The 18,333-nt window shown below is 71.2% G+C and carries 12 protein-coding genes; 4 read left to right on the top strand and 8 right to left on the bottom strand.

What is annotated here, in order from left to right:
* Positions 1–7 precede the first annotated feature (7 nt).
* Both ACFYY7_RS28700 and ACFYY7_RS28695 read left to right on the top strand, forming a co-directional pair.
* Entirely contained in the window at positions 8–3,022 is a 3,015-nt protein-coding gene (locus tag ACFYY7_RS28700) for an alpha-mannosidase (RefSeq protein WP_388665803.1), read from the top strand.
* A 55-nt stretch (positions 3,023–3,077) separates the two neighbouring features.
* The gene (locus ACFYY7_RS28695; protein ID WP_388665801.1) at positions 3,078–4,793 is read left to right on the top strand and encodes a protein kinase; all 1,716 of its coding nucleotides are present in this window, start codon (positions 3,078–3,080) and stop codon (positions 4,791–4,793) included.
* A gap of 12 nt (positions 4,794–4,805) precedes the next feature.
* On the opposite strand, the gene ACFYY7_RS28690 is transcribed toward ACFYY7_RS28695, so the two are convergent.
* The 7 genes from ACFYY7_RS28690 to ACFYY7_RS28660 all read right to left on the bottom strand — a co-directional run bounded on the left by ACFYY7_RS28690 (position 4,806) and on the right by ACFYY7_RS28660 (position 13,734).
* Positions 4,806–5,447: a hypothetical protein gene (locus ACFYY7_RS28690; RefSeq protein WP_388665799.1), complete on the bottom strand. Its 642-nt coding sequence runs from the start codon at positions 5,445–5,447 to the stop codon at positions 4,806–4,808.
* On the bottom strand, positions 5,444–6,127 hold the full coding sequence (locus ACFYY7_RS28685; protein WP_388665797.1) for a hypothetical protein: 684 nt from the start codon (positions 6,125–6,127) through the stop codon (positions 5,444–5,446). Before ACFYY7_RS28685 ends, ACFYY7_RS28690 begins: the two co-directional genes overlap by 4 nt.
* Before the next feature lie 141 nt (positions 6,128–6,268).
* The gene (locus tag ACFYY7_RS28680; protein WP_388665795.1) at positions 6,269–7,243 is read right to left on the bottom strand and encodes an acetylxylan esterase; all 975 of its coding nucleotides are present in this window, start codon (positions 7,241–7,243) and stop codon (positions 6,269–6,271) included.
* 114 nt (positions 7,244–7,357) lie between these two features.
* On the bottom strand, positions 7,358–10,150 hold the full coding sequence (locus ACFYY7_RS28675; RefSeq protein WP_388665793.1) for a hypothetical protein: 2,793 nt from the start codon (positions 10,148–10,150) through the stop codon (positions 7,358–7,360).
* Between the two features lie 170 nt (positions 10,151–10,320).
* Positions 10,321–11,247: a carbohydrate ABC transporter permease gene (locus ACFYY7_RS28670; RefSeq protein ID WP_388665791.1), complete on the bottom strand. Its 927-nt coding sequence runs from the start codon at positions 11,245–11,247 to the stop codon at positions 10,321–10,323.
* Positions 11,247–12,278: a carbohydrate ABC transporter permease gene (locus tag ACFYY7_RS28665; protein ID WP_388665790.1), complete on the bottom strand. Its 1,032-nt coding sequence runs from the start codon at positions 12,276–12,278 to the stop codon at positions 11,247–11,249. The genes ACFYY7_RS28670 and ACFYY7_RS28665 overlap by 1 nt, the downstream gene beginning before the upstream one ends.
* A gap of 73 nt (positions 12,279–12,351) precedes the next feature.
* Entirely contained in the window at positions 12,352–13,734 is a 1,383-nt protein-coding gene (locus tag ACFYY7_RS28660) for an extracellular solute-binding protein (RefSeq protein WP_388665788.1), read from the bottom strand.
* A 230-nt stretch (positions 13,735–13,964) separates the two neighbouring features.
* On the opposite strand from ACFYY7_RS28660, the gene ACFYY7_RS28655 reads away from it, so the two are divergent.
* Both ACFYY7_RS28655 and ACFYY7_RS28650 read left to right on the top strand, forming a co-directional pair.
* Positions 13,965–15,770: a hypothetical protein gene (locus ACFYY7_RS28655; RefSeq protein WP_388665786.1), complete on the top strand. Its 1,806-nt coding sequence runs from the start codon at positions 13,965–13,967 to the stop codon at positions 15,768–15,770.
* A 116-nt stretch (positions 15,771–15,886) separates the two neighbouring features.
* Complete coding sequence (locus ACFYY7_RS28650) at positions 15,887–17,017, top strand: PP2C family protein-serine/threonine phosphatase (RefSeq protein WP_388665784.1); 1,131 nt, start codon at positions 15,887–15,889, stop codon at positions 17,015–17,017.
* 25 nt (positions 17,018–17,042) lie between these two features.
* On the opposite strand, the gene ACFYY7_RS28645 is transcribed toward ACFYY7_RS28650, so the two are convergent.
* A complete protein-coding gene (locus ACFYY7_RS28645) occupies positions 17,043–18,188 on the bottom strand; it encodes a glycosyltransferase (protein ID WP_388665782.1) in 1,146 nt (381 codons plus the stop codon).
* Positions 18,189–18,333 lie beyond the last annotated feature (145 nt).

Raw genomic sequence — 18,333 nt, 5'->3', positions numbered from 1 at the left:
TTCACCCATGCATGACGACCGCACACTGACCGAGGAACGGCTCGGCCGCGCCCTGCGCGAGCGCATCCGCCCCGCCGTCCACCCCCGTACCGCGGAGCTGGAGTTCGAGGTCTGGCACGCCCCCGGCGAACCGGTGCCCTTCACCGAGGCGGTGGCCGCCCCGTACGAGCCGGGCGCCATCGGCGACGACTGGGGGCCGGCCTGGGGCACCAGCTGGTTCCGGGTGACCGGCCGGGTCCCGCGGGACTGGGCCGGTGAGACCGTCGAGGCGGTGATCGACCTCGGTTTCGCCAAGGACCGGCCCGGGTTCTCCGCGGAGGCGCTGGCCCACCGGCCGGACGGCAGCGTGGTCAAGGCGCTCAATCCGCGCAACACCTGGCTGCGGATCGGCGAACCGGTCGAGGGCGGCGAGGAGTTCACGTACTTCCTGGAAGCCGCCGCCAATCCGGAGATCCTGGACGGGGTCAGTCCGCTGGGCGACCGGGAGACGGCGGGCAGCGAGCCGCTGTACCGCGTCGAGCGGATGGACCTCGCGATCTTCGACCAGCAGGTGTGGGAGCTGGTCCAGGACCTGGAGGTGCTCGACCAGCTGATGCGGCGGCTGCCGCTCGGGTCGGCGCGCCGCTGGGAGATCCTGCGCGCGGTGGAACGCTGCCTGGACGCCCTGGACCTGGAAGCCGTGGGGGCGAGCGCGCCCGCCGCCCGGGAGCGGCTGCGGGCGGTGCTCTCCTCCCCCGCGCACGCCTCGGCACACCGGCTGTCGGCGGTGGGGCACGCGCACATCGACTCGGCGTGGCTGTGGCCGCTGCGGGAGACGGTGCGCAAGGTCGCCCGCACCACCTCCAACGTGGTGGCTCTGATGGACGACCGCCCGGAGTTCGTCTTCGCGATGTCGCAGGCGCAGCAGCTGGACTGGCTGCGGGAGCACCAGCCGGCGCTGTACGCCCGGGTGAAGGAGAAGGTGGCCGCCGGTCAGTTCGTGCCGGTGGGCGGGATGTGGGTCGAGTCGGACACCAACATGCCCGGGTCGGAGGCGCTGGCCCGGCAGTTCGTGTTCGGCAAGCGGTTCTTCCTGGAGGAGTTCGGGGTCGAGACCGAGGAGGTGTGGCTGCCGGACTCGTTCGGCTACTCGGCGGCGCTGCCGCAGCTGGTGAAGCTCTCCGGTTCGCGCTGGTTCCTCACCCAGAAGATCTCGTGGAACACGACGAACCCGTTCCCGCACCACTCCTTCCTGTGGGAGGGGCTCGACGGCACCCGGGTGTTCACGCACTTCCCGCCGGTGGACACCTATGTGGCCGAGCTGTCCGGCGAGGAGCTCGCGCACGCCGAGGAGAACTTCCGGGACAAGGGCCACGCCACCCGCTCGCTGGTGCCGTTCGGCTGGGGCGACGGCGGTGGCGGCCCCACCCGCGAGATGCTGGCGCGTGCCGAGCGGCTCGCGGACCTGGAGGGCTCCCCCCGGGTGACGATCGAGACGCCTTCGGACTTCTTCGCGGCCGCCGAGGCGGAGTACGACCGGCCGCCGGTGTGGCTGGGCGAGCTGTATCTGGAGCTGCACCGCGGTACGTACACCTCGCAGGCGCGGACCAAGCAGGGCAACCGGCGCAGCGAGCATCTGCTGCGGGAGGCGGAGCTGTGGGCGGCGACCGCCGCGGTGCGGGCCGGATTCCCTTATCCGCACGAGGAGTTGGACCGGATCTGGAAGAGCGTGCTGCTGCACCAGTTCCACGACATCCTGCCGGGTTCGTCGATCGCCTGGGTGCACCGTGAGGCCGAGGCGACGTACGCCCGGATCGCCGATGAGCTGGAGGCGGTGATCGGGGCGGCGCAGCGGGCACTGGCCGGTACCCCGGAGGGCGGTGGCACGGTGGTGTTCAACTCCGCGCCGCACGGCAGGGCCGGCATCGCGGCGGGGGGTGCGGCGCCCGCCGGGCAGGACCACGAGCGGCCTGCCGTGGAGGCCACGGAGCACGGCTCCGGCTTCCGGCTGGACAACGGGGTGCTCCGGGTGACCGTGGACGGGCGGGGGCTCGTGGTCTCCGTCGTCGACCTGGTGACCGGGCGCGAGACGGTCGCGCCGGGCTGCGCGGCGAATCTGCTCCAGGTCCATCCGGATCTGCCCAACCGGTGGGACGCGTGGGACGTCGATGCCTTCTACCGCAACACGGTGACCGATCTGACCGAGGCGGACGTGGTGCGGCGCAGCGGTGAGGGCGTCGAGGTGGTGCGCAGCTTCGGCTCGTCCCGGGTCACCCAGCTGCTGACGCTGCGGCCCGGTGCCCGGCGCCTCGACATCGACACCGAGGTCGACTGGCACGAGCAGGAGAAGTTCCTCAAGGCGGCGTTCCCGATCGATGTGCGCGCCGATCACTCCACTGCGGAGACCCAGTTCGGGCACGTGCAGCGGCCGACGCACACCAACACCAGCTGGGAGGCGGCCAAGTTCGAGATCTGCGCCCACCGTTTCCTGCATGTCGGCGAGCCGGGCTGGGGTGCGGCGCTGATCAACGACTCGACGTACGGGCACGATGTGACCCGTACGGTCCGCGAGGACGGTTCGACCACTACGACGGTGCGGCTCTCGCTGCTGCGGGCGCCCCGCTATCCCGACCCCGCGACCGACCAGGGGGTGCACCGGCTGCGGTACGCGCTGCTGCCGGGGGCGACGATCGGTGACGCGGTCCGTGAGGGCTGGTCGTTCGGTCTGCCCGAGCGCCGGGTGCCGGGGAGCGCCGAGGTGGCCCCGCTGGTCTCGGTCGACGACGACGCGGTGGTCGTGACGGCGGTGAAGCTCGCCGACGACGGCAGTGGGGACGTGGTGGTCCGGCTGCACGAGGCGCACGGCGGGCGGGTCTCGGCCCGTCTCACGGCGGGCTTCGCGCTGGCCGGGGTGACTGTCACGGATCTGCTGGAGCGTCCGCTCGCGGGTGAGCGGGCCGAGGTGGACGGCGATGCGGTCCTGCTGGGGCTGCGGCCCTTCCAGATCGTGACGCTCAGGCTCACACCCGACGACGAGGCGTGAGAGGCGTACGGGGTGGGTGCGTACCGTGTCGGACCTGCCCCGTACTCTTTTTTCCATGACCGCTGGGGGGCCTGTGCGCCGTGTGATCGACGACCGTTTCGAGCTGGTGAGCCGGCTCGGCAGTGGCGGTATGGGCATGGTGTGGCGAGCCCATGACCTGGCCCTGCACCGCGATGTGGCGCTCAAGGAGGTCCGGCCCCCGGACCCGGCGCTCGCCGAGAACGACCCGGAGTCGGCCCGGCTGCTGCGTGAGCGGGTGCTGCGCGAGGCCCGTGCGCTGGCCCGGCTCGACCACCCGGGCGTCGTCACGGTCCACCACATCGTGGACGGCGGCGTGGGGACGTATCCGTGGATCGTGATGGAGCTGGTGCCAGGCGCCTCGCTGGCGGAGCGGCTGGCGGAGGGGACGCTCTCCCCGGTCGAGGCCGCCGAGCTGGGCCGCGGCGTGCTGTCCGCGCTGCGGGCCGCCCATGCCGCCGGGATCCTGCACCGTGACGTCAAGCCCGCCAACGTACTGCTGCGGGCCGACGGGAGCCCGGTGCTCACCGACTTCGGCATCGCGGCGATCCGTGAGTCCACGAGTCTGACGGCGACCGGTTCCATCATCGGCTCCCCCGACTACATGGCGCCCGAGCGCATTCGCGGCGAGGAGGGCGATCCCTCGTCGGACCTGTGGTCGCTCGGCATGATGCTGTACGTCGCCGTGGAGGGCCGGCACCCGCTGCGCAAGGCCACGACCCTGGCGACGCTGGCGGCCGTGCTGGACGAGGAGATCCCGCCGCCCGCGCAGGCCGGTCCGCTGGCTCCGGTACTGACCGCGTTGCTGACCCGGGACACAGCCGCCAGGCCCGGTCCCGAGGTGCTGGACCGGATGCTCGCGGCGGTGAGCGAGCCGGCGCCGGCGGCCGGACCGGGCCGTGCGGCGCCGCAGGATGCCGTGCCGCCCCGTCCGGCGGCGCCCACCCGGCAGGACGCGGTGCCGCCCGGTTTCGGTCCCCCCGGCCCGACCACCGTCCTGCCCACCGCCCCCGTGCGACGTCCGCCCGTCACCGCTCCCCCGCGCCCGCAGCCCGCGACGCTGGGCACCCAGGAGATCCGCCGCCGGGTCAGGCGGGGCCGTGCCGTCGCGATCTCCACCGCGGTCGCGGGCACCGCCCTGACCGGGGTGCTGGTGTGGTCGCTGCTGCCCGCCGAGGACACGAAGGCTTCCGGCAGCACCCCGTCCGCCTCCGGCCGGGGCTCGGCACCGGCCCCCCCGGCCTCCTCGGGCGGGCCCTCCCCCGCCGAGGAGAAGGAGACCTCGCAGAAGCCCACCGCGCCCGAGAACCTGCTGACGCCCTCCGGCGCACGGTCCGTCATCGCGGCCCTCAAGCCGGTGATGGGCACCACCGAGGTCACGTCGTTCACGCTGTACGACGTGCACGCGAGTGTTGAGGCCCCGATCGCGAAGAACAAGGCCCTGTACGACGTCTTCGCCTACCGGGACGGCAAGGCCACCCGGGAACGGGCGGGCGGCACCCTCATATCGGGCTCCAAGTCCGTGGACCTGGACAAGTTCAACTGGGACGCCCTGCCGGGGCTGATCCGCCGGGCGGACAAGGAGCTCGGTGTCGCCGAGCCCACCACCCACTACGTGGACATCGACCCGGCCTCGCCGTTCGACGACTACCAGCCGACGCTGAGCGTCTACGTCTCGGACGAGTACGGCGGCGCCTATCTGCGGGCCGACATCAACGGCAAGGTGCTCAAGAAGTACCCGCGCAACGGCTGAGCCCGCGGCGGCTCAGCCCAGCACCCGTACCAGTACCAGCAGCACGGCCGCGATCACCACGCCCGACACCAGCGCGCGGAACCCGGCCGGAACGCCGCCGGCCCGGCGCTTCACCTCGCCCACCGGCGGAACGAGACACTCCGCCCGGGCCAGCCACTCGCGCGGCGGGTTGTTGGGGATGACGACCCGCCAGGGCTGCTCGGGGTCGTACTCGACGACCGCCCTGGACCTGTGCAGCAGCCCCTGCAGGTCGAGGGGGTGACGGACCTCGATCCGGTACGGGGGCAGGTCGTCGGTCATCACGGTCAGGTCGAAGGCGAACACGGAGTCCACGGCCTGCCCGTCGATGGCGGTCCGGCCGTTCTTCTTGTTCACCGCCCTCACCCCGTTGACCACGGCGGGCGCGAAGGCGCGCGGACCGCCGGAGCGCAGCCCGGGGGCGGCGACGCCCGACTTCATGTCCTCGGCCGCCCTGCCGTACGCCGCCAGGGCCAGGGCCGTCACCGGCAGCCCGACGATCAGCAGCCAGCGGGGGCCGTCCAGGGCGCCCTGGACCACTGCGGCCAGCGCGAGGCCGGTGCCGGTCGCGAACACCACGGTGAGCAGCCGCAGGGCGTTTCGCAGGGAGGGCGCGGGAGAGGTCGACGTGGTCATGAGATGCGCAGCAACTTCCGGCGGGGGATGGCGACCCTGGTGAGGGCCGGGTCGCCGGGGCGGTCGGCGTCGTACACGGCGAGGGTGTCGCGTCTGAGGGCGACGCGTTCCACAACGGCCGGGACCTCGTGGCGCACCCCGTCCTCGTCGTCGAACACCGCGGTGACCTCACCGTACTTGCGGCCCACCGGCCGCCAGCCCTCCAGCACCGCGTCGGCCGTGCGGTAGCGGCGGGACAGCCTGCGCAGCCCCGCGGTGCGCCGCAGGCTCACCGCCGCGCCCCACCAGGCGGCGAGACAGCCCACGCCCGCGGCGGACCACAGGAAGGTGAGCCACTGGGAGACGGTGAAGTCACCGAGCGGAAGGAAGATGTGGAAGCTGGTGACGGTGTCCCGCTCGACCTGGCCCTCCGCCAGCGCGTCGTACCAGCCGACCGCGGCCGCGACGGCGGAGAGTGCGATCATCGCGCCCGGTGCCGCCCGGTGCAGGTACCGGGCGCAGAGCAGGCCGAGGACGACGGCGAAGCCGATGCCGAGCAACGGGGACATCGACGCGAGCTGGTCACTGGCGCACCCCCCGGCCAGGTCGCAGGACCATTTCACCCCCGCCGCCTCGTGGCTGGCGATGTACCACATCATCCAGACCTGCCACGCCATCAGCGCGCACGCGATGACGCGCATCGACTGCGCATAGGCTCTCTGCCGCACTGTTCGCCCTTGTCCTCGCACGTCACGGGGCATTGACGTGCCCCGGTGGACCATATACACGGTGTCCACGGCCTGTCCGTGATCCACACCACGCCGGCCGGGGTACGGCGGGGTTCAGACCATGCTGTTCAGTGCCTTCGGCACCCAGCGGAGCTGGGCGGCCTCCTGGAACATGGCACCGCCCTCGTGTCCGTTGAACGGGTAGACCTCGATCTCCTTCTCCCCGCGGTAGGCGTTGTGGGCGGCGAAGACCGTGGACGGCGGGCAGACCTGGTCCATCAACGCGACGGAGAAGAGCGCGGGGGCGGTGCCCCGGGCGGCGAAGGACACCCCGTCGAAGTACGACAGGGTGCGCAGGGCGGTCTCCTCCTTGCCGCGGTGCATCTTGAGGTAGCGGGCTATCTCCGCGTACGGGTTGGCGTCGGTGAGGGTGACGGCCCGGCCGAAGTGGCAGAGGAACGGGACGTCGGCGGCGATGGCTGCCAGGTCGGGGAGGAGTCCGCCGACCGCGAGAGTGATGCCGCCGCCCTGGCTGCCGCCGAGCGCGACGGTGCGGGCGGGGTCGGCGAGCGGATGCGACCGGGCCGCTTCCACTGCGCGTACGGCGTCGGCGTAGACGCGGCGGTAGTAGTAGCTCTCCGGGTCCTCGATGCCCCGGGTCATGAAGCCCGCGTGGGAGGGGCCGGAGCCGACCGGGTCGGGGGTGTCGCCCACGTTGCCGCCGCTGCCCTGGCCGCGCACGTCCATGATGAAGTGGGCGAATCCGGCCATGGGCCACAGGCCCCAGCAGTGCGGAAGGCTGCGGCCGCCGTTGTAGCCGTGGAACTGGACGACGAGCGGGTGCGGGCCCTCAGCGTGCGCGGGGGCGGTGAACCAGCCCTTGACCGGGTGGCCGCCGAAGCCGGCGAACGTGACGTCCCAGGTGCGTGTGCCGGTCAGCCCGGTCTCGACGGGTTCGAAGGAGACCGCGGGGTCGTGGGCGCGGGTCTCGGCGAGGGTCTTCGACCAGAAGGCGTCGAAGTCGTCCGGTTCGTCGATCTGCGGCCGGTAGGCGCGGAGTTCGGGCAGCGGCAGGTCGAACAGGGCCATGAGCTGGTCTCCTCACGTCGGGGATCGGGACAGTGTGCCGCGCGGCGGCAGGGCACCGGGCGGCGGGGCCGGGCGCTGTCAGGTGCGCCCGGCCCCGCCCGTTTCGGGGGTGGATCAGTCGGTCAGCTGGACGGCCCGCAGGCCGGTGGCGCTCTTGGAGTTGTTGGCGATGGATCCGCCCCACTCCGACCAGCCGCGTGCCCGGCCGTCGTTGTCGCTGTCGTTGACGACGAAGCCGAGTCCGATGGACGCGGTGGGCTTGCCGGCGAGGCCGAGCGAGGCCCACGGCACCGTCACCGTGTAGCGGGTGGTGGTGGCGTCACGGGTGATCTGCGCGGTGGCGCCGGGCGTCGGTCCCGCGGACTGGCCGGAGGGCGCCCGCCAGGTGTGGACCTGCGGCTCGCCGCCCACGAGCGAGGCGCCGAACTCGACGTACTGCTTGCTTCGGCCAGGCGCCTGGGGGGTGACGGCGAACTGGATGCTGTCGCCCTGCCACATGTTCTCGGCGGTGGTGGCGGGCTGCGCCAGGGCGTTGTCCGTGATCGCGCCCTTGAGTACGAGTCCGGCGTCGGTGTACTGGGGCCGGACGGTGCCCGACAGGTCGGCCGCGCCGTTGTATCCGCCCTTGTAGTTCACCGATCCGTCGGCGACGACGTCGATGGGGGTGGTGGTATCGGTGCCGCCCGGCTGGACGGAACCCCAGCCGTTCCAGGCGCCCACCGCGGTTCTGGCGCCGTCGGGGGTGTTGATGTAGGCGGCCGTCCAGTAGCGCTTCCACTGCTTGATGTTGCGCGCGTCCACGGTGTACGAGGCGCTGGCCCCGGGGCCGACCTCGATCGGCCCGTCGACGGTGCCCCGGTCCAGGTAGCTGGTGCCCTCGTTCACCTGCCAGTCCAGCTTGGTGAGTTCGAGCGGGCCGCGGACGCGGTTGTTGGTGACGGTCACCTTGAGCCCGGCGGCGAACGGGGCGGCCTTCTTCACCACCGGGTCGAAGGTGACCTGGGTGGGCGGCACCACCTCGGTGTCGGAGGTGAGGCGGGCGAGGTTCACCGGCCCGAGTCCGACCGTGCCGCTGACCGTGCGCGGGCCGGTGAGGACCGAGGTGGGCAGCTCGATGCTCCGGCGGACGACCTTGCCGGGCTCGGCCGTGACCCGGTACTTCTCCCCGGCGATCCGGAAGTCGTAGCGCAGCGGAAGCGTCCGGCCCTCGGTGCCGTCCACCTGGAGCACCGCGTCGACGGTCTCCTCGGTGTTGGAGTGCTGCGGCAGCCGGAGCGAGAACACCGGGCCGCTCACGCTCTTGACCGCGCTCACCGCGCCCTTGACGTACAGCACCTTGCCGTCGATGCCCAGCTGCAGCTTGCCGCCGACCGGGAGGTAGGTCTTGTCGTGGCCCATCTGGTCCGTGACGGTGACCGGGCCGGTGGCCGACAGTTCCGCCGTTCCCGGTGTCGCGGCCGTGGTGTACAGGGCCCGGACCGTGTTGGTTCCGGTGCCGAAGCGGTACGAGCGGACGTCGGCGGAACCGGCGTCGTCACGGCCCGCGTAGGCGCGGCCCGCGAGCTGGCGGATCAGCACGCCCTCGGTGACCACGGACGGCTTGGGCTGCCAGGCCTTGACGTCCGCGGTGGGGCGCTTGAAGGCGCCGAAGTTGTGTTCCTTGTTGGTGGCGTCGGTGCCGTCGTTGGTGAGGTCGTACCAGTAGTAGCGATTGACACCGGAGGCGAACGAGAAAATCTGGGCGCGCGGCACATATGCGGCCTGCTGGGCCGGGGTGACGCCGTCGCTGTGGGTCGGGTAGCCGTTCTCGGTGATCCACAGCGGGAAGTCCTTGCCGCCCGCCGCGTCCAGGTCGGCGCGTACCTGCGGCAGTTTCTCCAGCGCGGTCTCGGGCGGGTTCGGGTAGCCGTAGTGGTGAACGCTGAGCGCGTTCATGTACTTGAGGCCGCCGATCGCGTACAGCCGCTTCAGCCAGTCGGTCTGGAGACCGGCCAGTCCGCCGCCGACCACGGTGGCGTCCGGGACCTTGGCGTGCACCTTGCCGTAGCTGGCCTGGAGCAGCTTGAGGTAGCAGTCGGCGGTGATCCCGCAGGTGCCGTTGTTGAAGCCGGTCGAGTTGTACTCGTTGTAGATCTCGATTTCCTTCGAGGACTGCTGGTACTTCTCCACGGCGGCGGCCGTGAACTTCCCGTACGCCTCAAGCGCCTCGTCGGACGCAGGCGTCCGGTTGCCGTCGTAATTGGCGTTGCGGTAACCGGAGATGGGCAGGGCGGTCAGCCCCTGCGACTTGGCGTACGGGATGTGCTGGTCGGTGGAGTAGGTGCTCCAGGAGTACGTGCCGGGGGTCTTCTCGATGGCGCCCCAGTTGATGTCGGAGCGGATCCCGTGCATGCCCATCAGCTTGACCGAGCGCAGCAGCTTCTGGTCGTCGCCGTCGTTCCATCCGTAGTGGATGCCCGTGCCGAAGCGGGTGTCCTGCTGTTCCTTGCCGGTCAGCGCGGTCAGTACGCCGAAGTCGGCGGTACGGGTGGTGGTGCCGGCGGTCGCCGTGAGTGTGTAGTAGCCGCTGCCGAGCTTCGTGACGTCGACGGTGGCCGTGCCACCGGAGACCGGGGCGGTGCCCGACGCGACGGTCAGGCCCTGGTCGTCGACGGCCTTCCAGGCCACGGAGGCCTGGTCGGAGGTCAGGGTGATCTTCGCCTGTCCCTTGACGAAGATCAGGTCGGGCGAGGTGACGGTGAGGGTGCCGGCCGCGTGGGCGGCCGGGGCCGTGCCGGGCAGCGGAGCCGCCACCAGCAGACAGCCGAGCAGGGCGGCGGCTCCGCCCCATGCGGCAGGCCGCCGGGAGCGACCCCTTATTCTGGCCGGAGCCAGAGGACCTGGCCGGATCGTGCCGTTCTGTTCCATCGAGGCAACCTCTCGATCGGATCGGCGCGGTGCGTTCGGTGGTTCCCGGGTGGGGGTGTGCTCCGTCGGCTGTACCCCGGCGGAGCACACCGGCCCGTATGCCGTCGGCGGGCACCGCTGCCGCCGTCGGCCGGCGCGGACGGGGGTCCGGCACCGGTGCCCGGGTGGTCTCATCCCTTGAGGCCGGTGAAGCCTCCCCCGCCGCGGACGATCTGCCGCTGGAAGATCAGGAACAGCACGACCGGGGGCAGGATGGCGAGCAGCATCCCGGCGATGAGCAGCGACTGTTCCGCCGTTTCCGCGAGGCGCGGCAGTGCGGCGGAGATGGGCTGCTTCTCGGTGTCCGGGATGACGATCAGCGGCCAGAGGAAGTCCTTCCAGGAGTTCATGACCGTCAGCAGGGTCACCACCGCGAGGATCGGCTTCGACATGGGCAGCACGATCCGGCGGAAGATGGTGAACGGCCCCGCCCCGTCGACCTTGGCGGCCTCGAAGAGTTCGCGGGGGATGCCGTCGAAGAACTTCATCACGATCAGCACGGTGAAGGCGCTGGCCGCGTGCGGCAGCCAGACGCCCCAGGGGCTGTTGGCGAGGGAGATGCCGAGGCCCGGCAGGTCGAGCACGGTGAGGTAGAGCGCCACCAGGGAGATGGAGCCGGGAATGAACAGGGTGGCGAGCACCATCCACCGCACGGGCGCCGCCCACTTGGGGCGCAGCACGGACAGGACGTAGCCGCCGGTGGTGGCGACCACGAGGTGGGCGACGACCGATCCGGTGACCAGGACCACGGTGTTCCAGAGGTACTGGCCGACCTGGAGCTCGCTCCAGGCGCGGGAGAGGTTCTCCCACTGCGCGTGTTCGGGCCAGAGCGCCAGCGGGTCGCGCAGCAGCTCCTGGGTCGGTGAGACGGCGCCCTTGAACGTCCAGTAGAGGGGCGCGGCTCCGAAGGCGAGCAGCAGCAGGAGCGAGAGGGTCTGCACGGAGCGGAGCGAGAACCGTACGGAGGTGCGCCGCCGGTCGGCGCTGGAGATGAGTCCGCGTGCGCTCTCCTCGGAACGGCTGCCCCGGCGGGTGCGGATGGGGGTCTGTAGGGCCATCAGTTGCTCCAGCTCCTCGTCGCCCGCAGATAGATCGCCGAGAGCACGCCGAGCACGAGGGCCAGCATCACACTGAGTGCGGTCGCGGCTCCGAAGTCGCCGTTCTGGAAGGCGTAGTTGTAGATCAGCATCAGGATGGTGAGGGTGGAGTCCTCCGGGCCGCCGTCCGTCATCACGAAGGGTTCGGTGAAGATCTGGAGGGTGCCGATGATCTGGAGCAGCAGCATGATCAGGACGACCCCGCGCAGCGACGGCAGGGTGATGTGCCAGACCCGGCGCCAGATACCCGCGGCGTCGATCTCGGCGGCCTCGTAGAGTTCGGTCGGCACGGAGCCGAGCGCCGCCAGATAGATGATGACCGTGGAGCCGAAGCCGGCCCAGGTGGCCTCCAGCACGATCGACAGCATCGCGGTGTCGGTGGACTGGAGCCACGGGTACGGGCCCAGGCCCACATGGGCCAGCAGTTGGTTGAACAGCCCGGCATCCGGGTCGTAGAACACCTTCCACAGCAGCACCGACACGACCGGCGGGATCGCCACCGGAAGGTAGGCGAGGATCCGGAACAGGGTTCCGCCGCGCCGGAGTTCGGAGATCAGCACGGCGAGGAAGAGCGGTACCGGGAAGCCGATCACCAGGGCGAGGACGGCGAACAGCGCGGTGTTCTTCACGGCCTTCCACAGCAGCGGGTCCTCCAGCACATGCCGGAAGTTGTCCAGGCCCACCCAGGTGGCGGGGTCGACCAGATTGGTCTGCTGGAAACTGAGCTGCACGCTCTGGACGATCGGCCACCACGAGAAGTAGGCGAAACACAGCACCATCGGCAGGCCGAACAGGATGGTGGTGACACCTCCTTGCCTGACCCAGCGGACGAAGCGTTCCGCCGGGCCGCCGCGGTGCGGGGAGGCGGTGCGCGGCGGCCCCTCGGGGGTCCGTGGCCGGGCCGCGGAGGGGTCGGCGGAACGTTGTTTCCTCGTCCGGTCCTTCCGGGTGCGGTTCCCGGCGGGCGCCGCAGGCGCTTGCGACCTGCTCATTGACGTCTCCTCGCCTCTCCTCGTGCTGTGCTCACTGCCTGATGGACCGGACGCTGGGCCGCGGGGCGTGCTGCTAGTTCTGCGCCCGCTCCACCTGGGACTCGACCTGCGCCGCGGCCTTCTTCAGCTGCTCCGCCGGGTCGGCGTCCTCGCGGGTCAGTACGGCCTGTACGGCGCTGTCGAGGGCCTTGTAGACGTTCTGTGCCTCGACGGGCGGCTCGATGGCCAGTTCGTAGTCGCCGAGCGTGCTGCTGTACGGGGCGAAGTTCCCGATCGGCACGTTGGCCTGCTTGTCGACCGCGGCCTGGACCGGACCGGCGATGGCCGGCTCGTAGAACGGCACGGTCGGCACACCGATGGCGGCACCGTCCTTCTTCTTGGCCACCGCGTCCTTCTCGGCGAGCCCTGCGTCGTACTTGGTGGACAGGTAGTAGAAGTCGATGAACTTCGCGGCGGCCTCGCGCTGTTGCGCGGTGGCCCTGGGGCTGATCACCGCGATGGTGCCGCCGGCCAGGGTCCGCTTGCCGGTGCCGTCGACGGGCATGGCGCCGAGGCCGATGGTCTTCGGGTCGCCCTTGTACTGCTGGATGTAGTGGCCGACCATGCTCGGTCCGGCGATCGTCATGCCGATCTTCCCGGCGGAGAAGTCCTTCTCCATGTCGGTGATGTTGCGCAGTTGGTTCCTGCCCATCGAGTCGTCCGTCCAGCGCATCTCCTTCAGCGCCTTCAGCGACTTCTCGGCCCCGCTGCCGGGGCGGTCGAAGCTGTTGGCCCACTTGCCGCCGGACTCCTCCTGCATGCTGTCGCCGAAGGAGTACGCCATCGCGGTGAGCATCCAGCCGCCGGTGTTCTCCTTGGTCATCTGCGCGTATCCGGTGGCGTCGGTCTTCTCGGAGATCGCCTTGGCCGCCGTACGGACCTCCGACCAGCTGGTCGGAGGCTTGTCCGGGTCGAGTCCGGCCTTCTCGAACAGATCCCGGTTGTAGACAAGACCGAGGGCGTACTCCTCGGTGGGGATGCCGTACAGCTTGCCGTCCACGCCCTTCGCGGGCCCGAGGGCGACGTCGTCGAAGTCCTCGCTGTGCTTCAGCGTCTTGAACTCCGAGGAGAGATCGGCGATCTGCCTGCGCTTGATCAGGCCCGACATCTCGGTCAGCGGCACCCGTACGACCGTCTCCAGACTGCCGCCGCCCACCTTGGTCTGGAAGCTCTGCTGGTCGTACTGGTACTCGTTCGCCCTGATCTTGATCTTGGGGTTCGCCTTCTGGAACTCCGCGACCCGCGCGTCGAACGTCTTGAGCGCGGCCGCGTTGGTGGCGGGCGGGCGCCCGGAGACGGTGATCGTCACCGTGCCGTCGGCGGCCGTGTCGCTGCCGGAACCGGAACACGAGGCAAGCACGCAGACGAGCGCACCCGCGGTGACGCCCGTCAGGGCGATGCGCAGGGAGGGTCTCATCGGGGACTCCATTCAGGGGCAGACCGGAAACCGGCTGGAAAGCGTTTTCCAGCCGGGGTCACCTTGCACCGCCCGATATCGCCGCGTCAATGGGTTCGGTGCGGGCATCGCCCCGGAGCCCTATGAATACCCCTTGCCGCAGCGTAGACGTCGGCTTAGCCTCTGGAAAACGTTTCCCAAGCCCTTTCCCAAGATCGTCGGTCCGACGATCGCGAGCTGGAGGACATCCCGTGCACCCTGCCTGGTCGGCCGCCGAGTACGACCGCGCCCTGCTGCGAGCAGCCCTTGCCGAGGGCGACCGCTGCTGGGACTCCGAGGCGAACCTGCTGCAGGTCGAGGCCCCGTACAACCCCATCCACACCCATATCAAGGGCGGTCTCGCACACCCCACGCGCAACTCCCTGCACTACGCCCTCCTTCTGCTGGAACGGGGCGGCGAGGGGGACGCCGAGCGCGCCCACGCCGTGATCCGGCGGATCGCCGGGCTCCAGGACCGGTCGCCGGAGAACGCCACCTACGGGATCTGGGGCTACTACGCCGAGGAACCGGCGGCCGAGATGGACCCGGCCGACTGGAACTGGGCGGACTTCCTCGGCATCGCCCTGCTGCTGGTGGACGCCCGCCACGGCGACGGTCTGCCGGCCGACGTGCGGCACGAGCTGCGGGAGTCGCTGCGGCACGCGGCCGCGTCGATCGTCCGCAGGAACGTGCATCTGACGTACACCAACGTCGCGGTCATGGGCACCTTCGTGACACTCGCCGCCGGGAAGCTCCTGGGCGACGAGAAGCTGTTCGCGTACGGCAAGGACCGCATGGTGCGGCTCTCGCGGGCCATCGACGGCACCGGAAGCTTCACCGAGTTCAACAGCCCGTCCTACTGGGGCGTCGTGCTCCAGACCCTGACCCTGATCAGGGAGCATGTCGACGACGCGGAGGTGCTGGAGCTCAACGACCGGCTGCACGACCGGCTCTGGCTGCACTTCCTGGCCCGCTGGCACCCACCGACCCGCCAGCTCTCCGGCCCGATGGCCCGCTGTTACAGCAACGACCTGGGGGTGCCGCCGTTCCTGGCGAAGGCGGTGCGCGGGGAGCTCGGCTCGCCGGTGCCCAGCCCGGTCCGGGGCGAGATGGCGACCGGGGTGGAGTCCTGCGTGGACTACCGGATGCCCGACTGGGTCCTGCCCCGGCTGCGGGGGCTGGCGGGCGAGCACGAGCACCGGGAGCTGTTCACCGGGGCCCCGTCCCCGGAGACGGGCACCACCTGGCTGGACGCGGTCGCCACGCTGGGCAGCGTGAACCACCAGGACACCTGGCTGCAGCGGCGTCCGCTGTTCGGCCACTGGGTCCGCCCGGACGGGACCTCCGGGCATCTGCACGTCCATCTGATGAAGGACGACGGCGCCGAGGACTTCGATTTCGCCTCGGGCGTGCTCTCCACCGTGCAGAGCGGTCCGCACGTCGCCTGGCTGGCGGGGTTCGCCTGCCCGGCGGGCGACCGGCACCACCACCTCGACATGATCGAGCCGGGCGACCGGTTCCGGACGCGCTCGCTGCGGCTGGTCGTGGACGCGATCGGCGCGCCGCCCGTGGCGGAGCCGTCCACGATCGACGGCGGGCTCGAACTCGACCTGGGCACGGCCCGGCTGGACTTCAGGCTGGCCGGCGGTGCGTTCGGCGGCTGTACGCCGACGGCCCGGCTGGTGCCGCGCGCCGACGGGGTACGGATCGAAGTGGTGCTCTTCGAGAGCGCCACCCCGGCCGAGCTGGACTGGGCGGCGCTCGGCGACACCTTCGCGGCGGGGACCTTGTCCCTGGTGCCGTCCGGCTCGCGGCGGGGTGCGCAGCCCGGTCCCGAGGTGGCGGTGGCCGGTGACCACGCCGAGGTGCGGTGGACGACCCCGCAGGGGCGCCGGCTCACGGTGTGCGGCGGCCGGTCGGTCGTCTCCCGCGAGGAGCACGCCGCGCTGCACTCCGCGACGCTGGACGGCGCAATGCCACCGTCGCCCCGCCTCTCGGATTCGCTGCTCGTTCCGTAGGACACCGGACACGGCCGGCCGGGCGGCGCCGCCGAGTACGCCGGTGACCACCGGCCGGGCCGGTGGTCACCGGCGTACAAGGAGCGGGAACGGGCCGAGTGAGGTATCCCGGAAGCATGGCTTCCCCGCGCTTCCTGGATTCGGTCCGTGAGTCCCGAAGGCGCAGGAACGCGCTCCTGGTGATGCCGTTCGTGCTGATCGCCGTCGTCACGGTGGTCGACTTCCTCGCACCGACGGATGTCCATCTCGGTCCGTTCCTGGTGGCGGCGCCCGCGATGGCCGCCTCGTTCACCGGTCCGCGCATGACCGCCTTCGTCGGCCTGGTCGCCGTGCTGGCACAAGTCCTGGTGGCCGCGCGCACCAGTCTCTACGACCTCAACCACACCTACCAGATCGTCGCGCTCGTGCTCATCTCCGTCATGGCCACCTTCTTCGCCCATCTGAGGGTCCGCAGCGAGCGGGCCGTGACCCAGCTGCGTTCGGTGGCCGAGGCGGCACAGCACGTGGTGCTGCGTCCGCTGCCCGGACGGAGCGGCCCGCTGCGCATCTCCTCGGTCTATCTGGCGGCGGAGGAGGAGGCGCAGATCGGCGGCGACCTCTACGCCGCCGCCCGCACCATGGAAGGCACCCGCCTGATCATCGGCGACGTACGCGGCAAGGGGCTCGCCGCGATCGGCGAGGCGGCGAGCGTCCTGGGCGCCTTCCACGCTCTCTCGCGCCAGCGGTGGACACTGCCCGAACTGGTGGCCCAGCTGGAGATGAGCATCGCGCCGTGCCCCGACGACACGGCCGAGGCGCGGGCACACGGGCAGGACGACCCGGACCTCGCGGAGTCGTTCGTCACCGCGGCCGTGCTCGACGTCCCCGACGACGCCGCCGAGATCCGCCTGGTCAGCTGCGGTCATCCACCGCCGCTCCTGCTGCGGGCAGGCGAGGTGATCCCGCTCGATGTCCGTACGCCGGCCCCGCCGCTCGGTCTGACCCGTCTGGTGATCACCGACCACACGGCGGAGACGTTCCGCTTCGAGGCCGGTGACACCCTGCTCCTGTACACCGACGGCGTCATCGAGTCCCGGGACCGGTCGGGGCGCTTCTATCCGCTGCGGGAACGGGCCGCTTCGCGGTCCGGCACGGGCCCCGAAGCCCTGCTGGAGGCCCTGTGCGCCGACCTGTTGCGGCACGCGGGCGGCAGCCTGGGGGACGACGCGGCGCTGGTCGCCATCGAACGCCTGCCGGCCTCCGGATGACGCCCTCCGGCGCCCGCCGCACAGGTCACGGCGCGAGGGTACCGAGCAGTTCCCCGACCGTGACGGTGGACCGCATCTCGTCGGCCAGGCGCTCGGCGCGGGCACGGTAGGACGGTTCCGCGAGAACCAGTTCGGTGGCCGCGCGGATGGCCCGTACGTCGTCGGCGCCCAGCATCGCCGCCTCGTCCGCAGGGCCGCCGGTCGGGGTGACGGCCGTCCCCGCCCCCGCGTCGGCCACCAGCCGGGCGTTCACGGGCTGGTCCGCGAAGAGCGGGACGCAGACCAGCGGGACACCGGCCGCCAGGGCGCCGAACACCGTCCCGGAGCCGCCGTGGCAGACCACGAGGGACGCACTGCGCAGGACGTCCGCCTGCGGCACCCACTGCTCCACATGGACCTGGGACGGCAGCGGTCCGAGGTCCGCCGCCTCGATGAGGTGTCCCGTGGTGAGCAGTACCCGCACCGGCAGTTCGCTCACCGCCTCGACGAGCCCCCGGTACAGGCCGACCGCGGTCGGCAGGGCGCCCGCCTCGGTGCCCAGGGTGAGATGGACCAGCGGTTCCGCCGCTCCGCCCCACCGGTCCGGCAGTCCGCCCGGTCGGGAGGTTTCGTGGTAGCGGTGGGTAACGGCGTACGACGAGGGGTCCAGGGAAGCCGGCAGGCGGGTCAGATACGGGGTGGCGAGGAGACGTTCCGTGATGCCCGTTCCGTACGGGGCGAACACGGGGGCGAGCAGGGTGTCGGTGGACCGGGTGAACCGCGCGGCCGAGACCGCGACCCGGAGCCGCGGGATGCCGTGCCGCTCGGCGGCCACCACCGACGCGAACTCGTACGCCTCGTGCACGACGAGGTCGGGCCGCCAGTCGCGGCACGCCTCCTCCAGCGCGGGAAGCATCGCGGCGATCCCGAGCCGGCCGAACACCTCCGTGACCATCATCGCGACGCCGTCGTCCGGTGGCAGCGCCAGCACGGACGTCATGGCCCGCGCGATCTCCTCCTGGGGTGGTTCCCCGCCGATGCGGTAGGGCTGTTTCCGGGTCGCCAGTAACGATTCGAGTGCCGGTGGAGCGACGACCAGGACGTCGTCACCCCGCGCCGTGCACGCGTCGATGAGGGGGACGAGCGGGTGGAAGTGGCCCGGTCCGCGGGTCGAGGCGAAAAGTACACGCATGGGACAGAGCCTAGGGATATACACCTGCCGCCCACAGGATCACTTTTCGCCGGATTGTGCGTGTTTCCGGCGCGTTTCCGATGTTCGTGCGCCGCGGCCTCCCGGCACCTCGCGTCCGGTTCCTGCCGTTCGGTTCGCGCCGGGC

It is taken from the genome of Streptomyces sp. NPDC001933 (assembly GCF_042890955.1).
Classification (GTDB): Bacteria; Actinomycetota; Actinomycetes; order Streptomycetales; family Streptomycetaceae; genus Streptomyces.
Note: the sequence above shows the minus strand (reverse complement) of the source record. Positions and strands in the feature narration are given on the sequence as shown.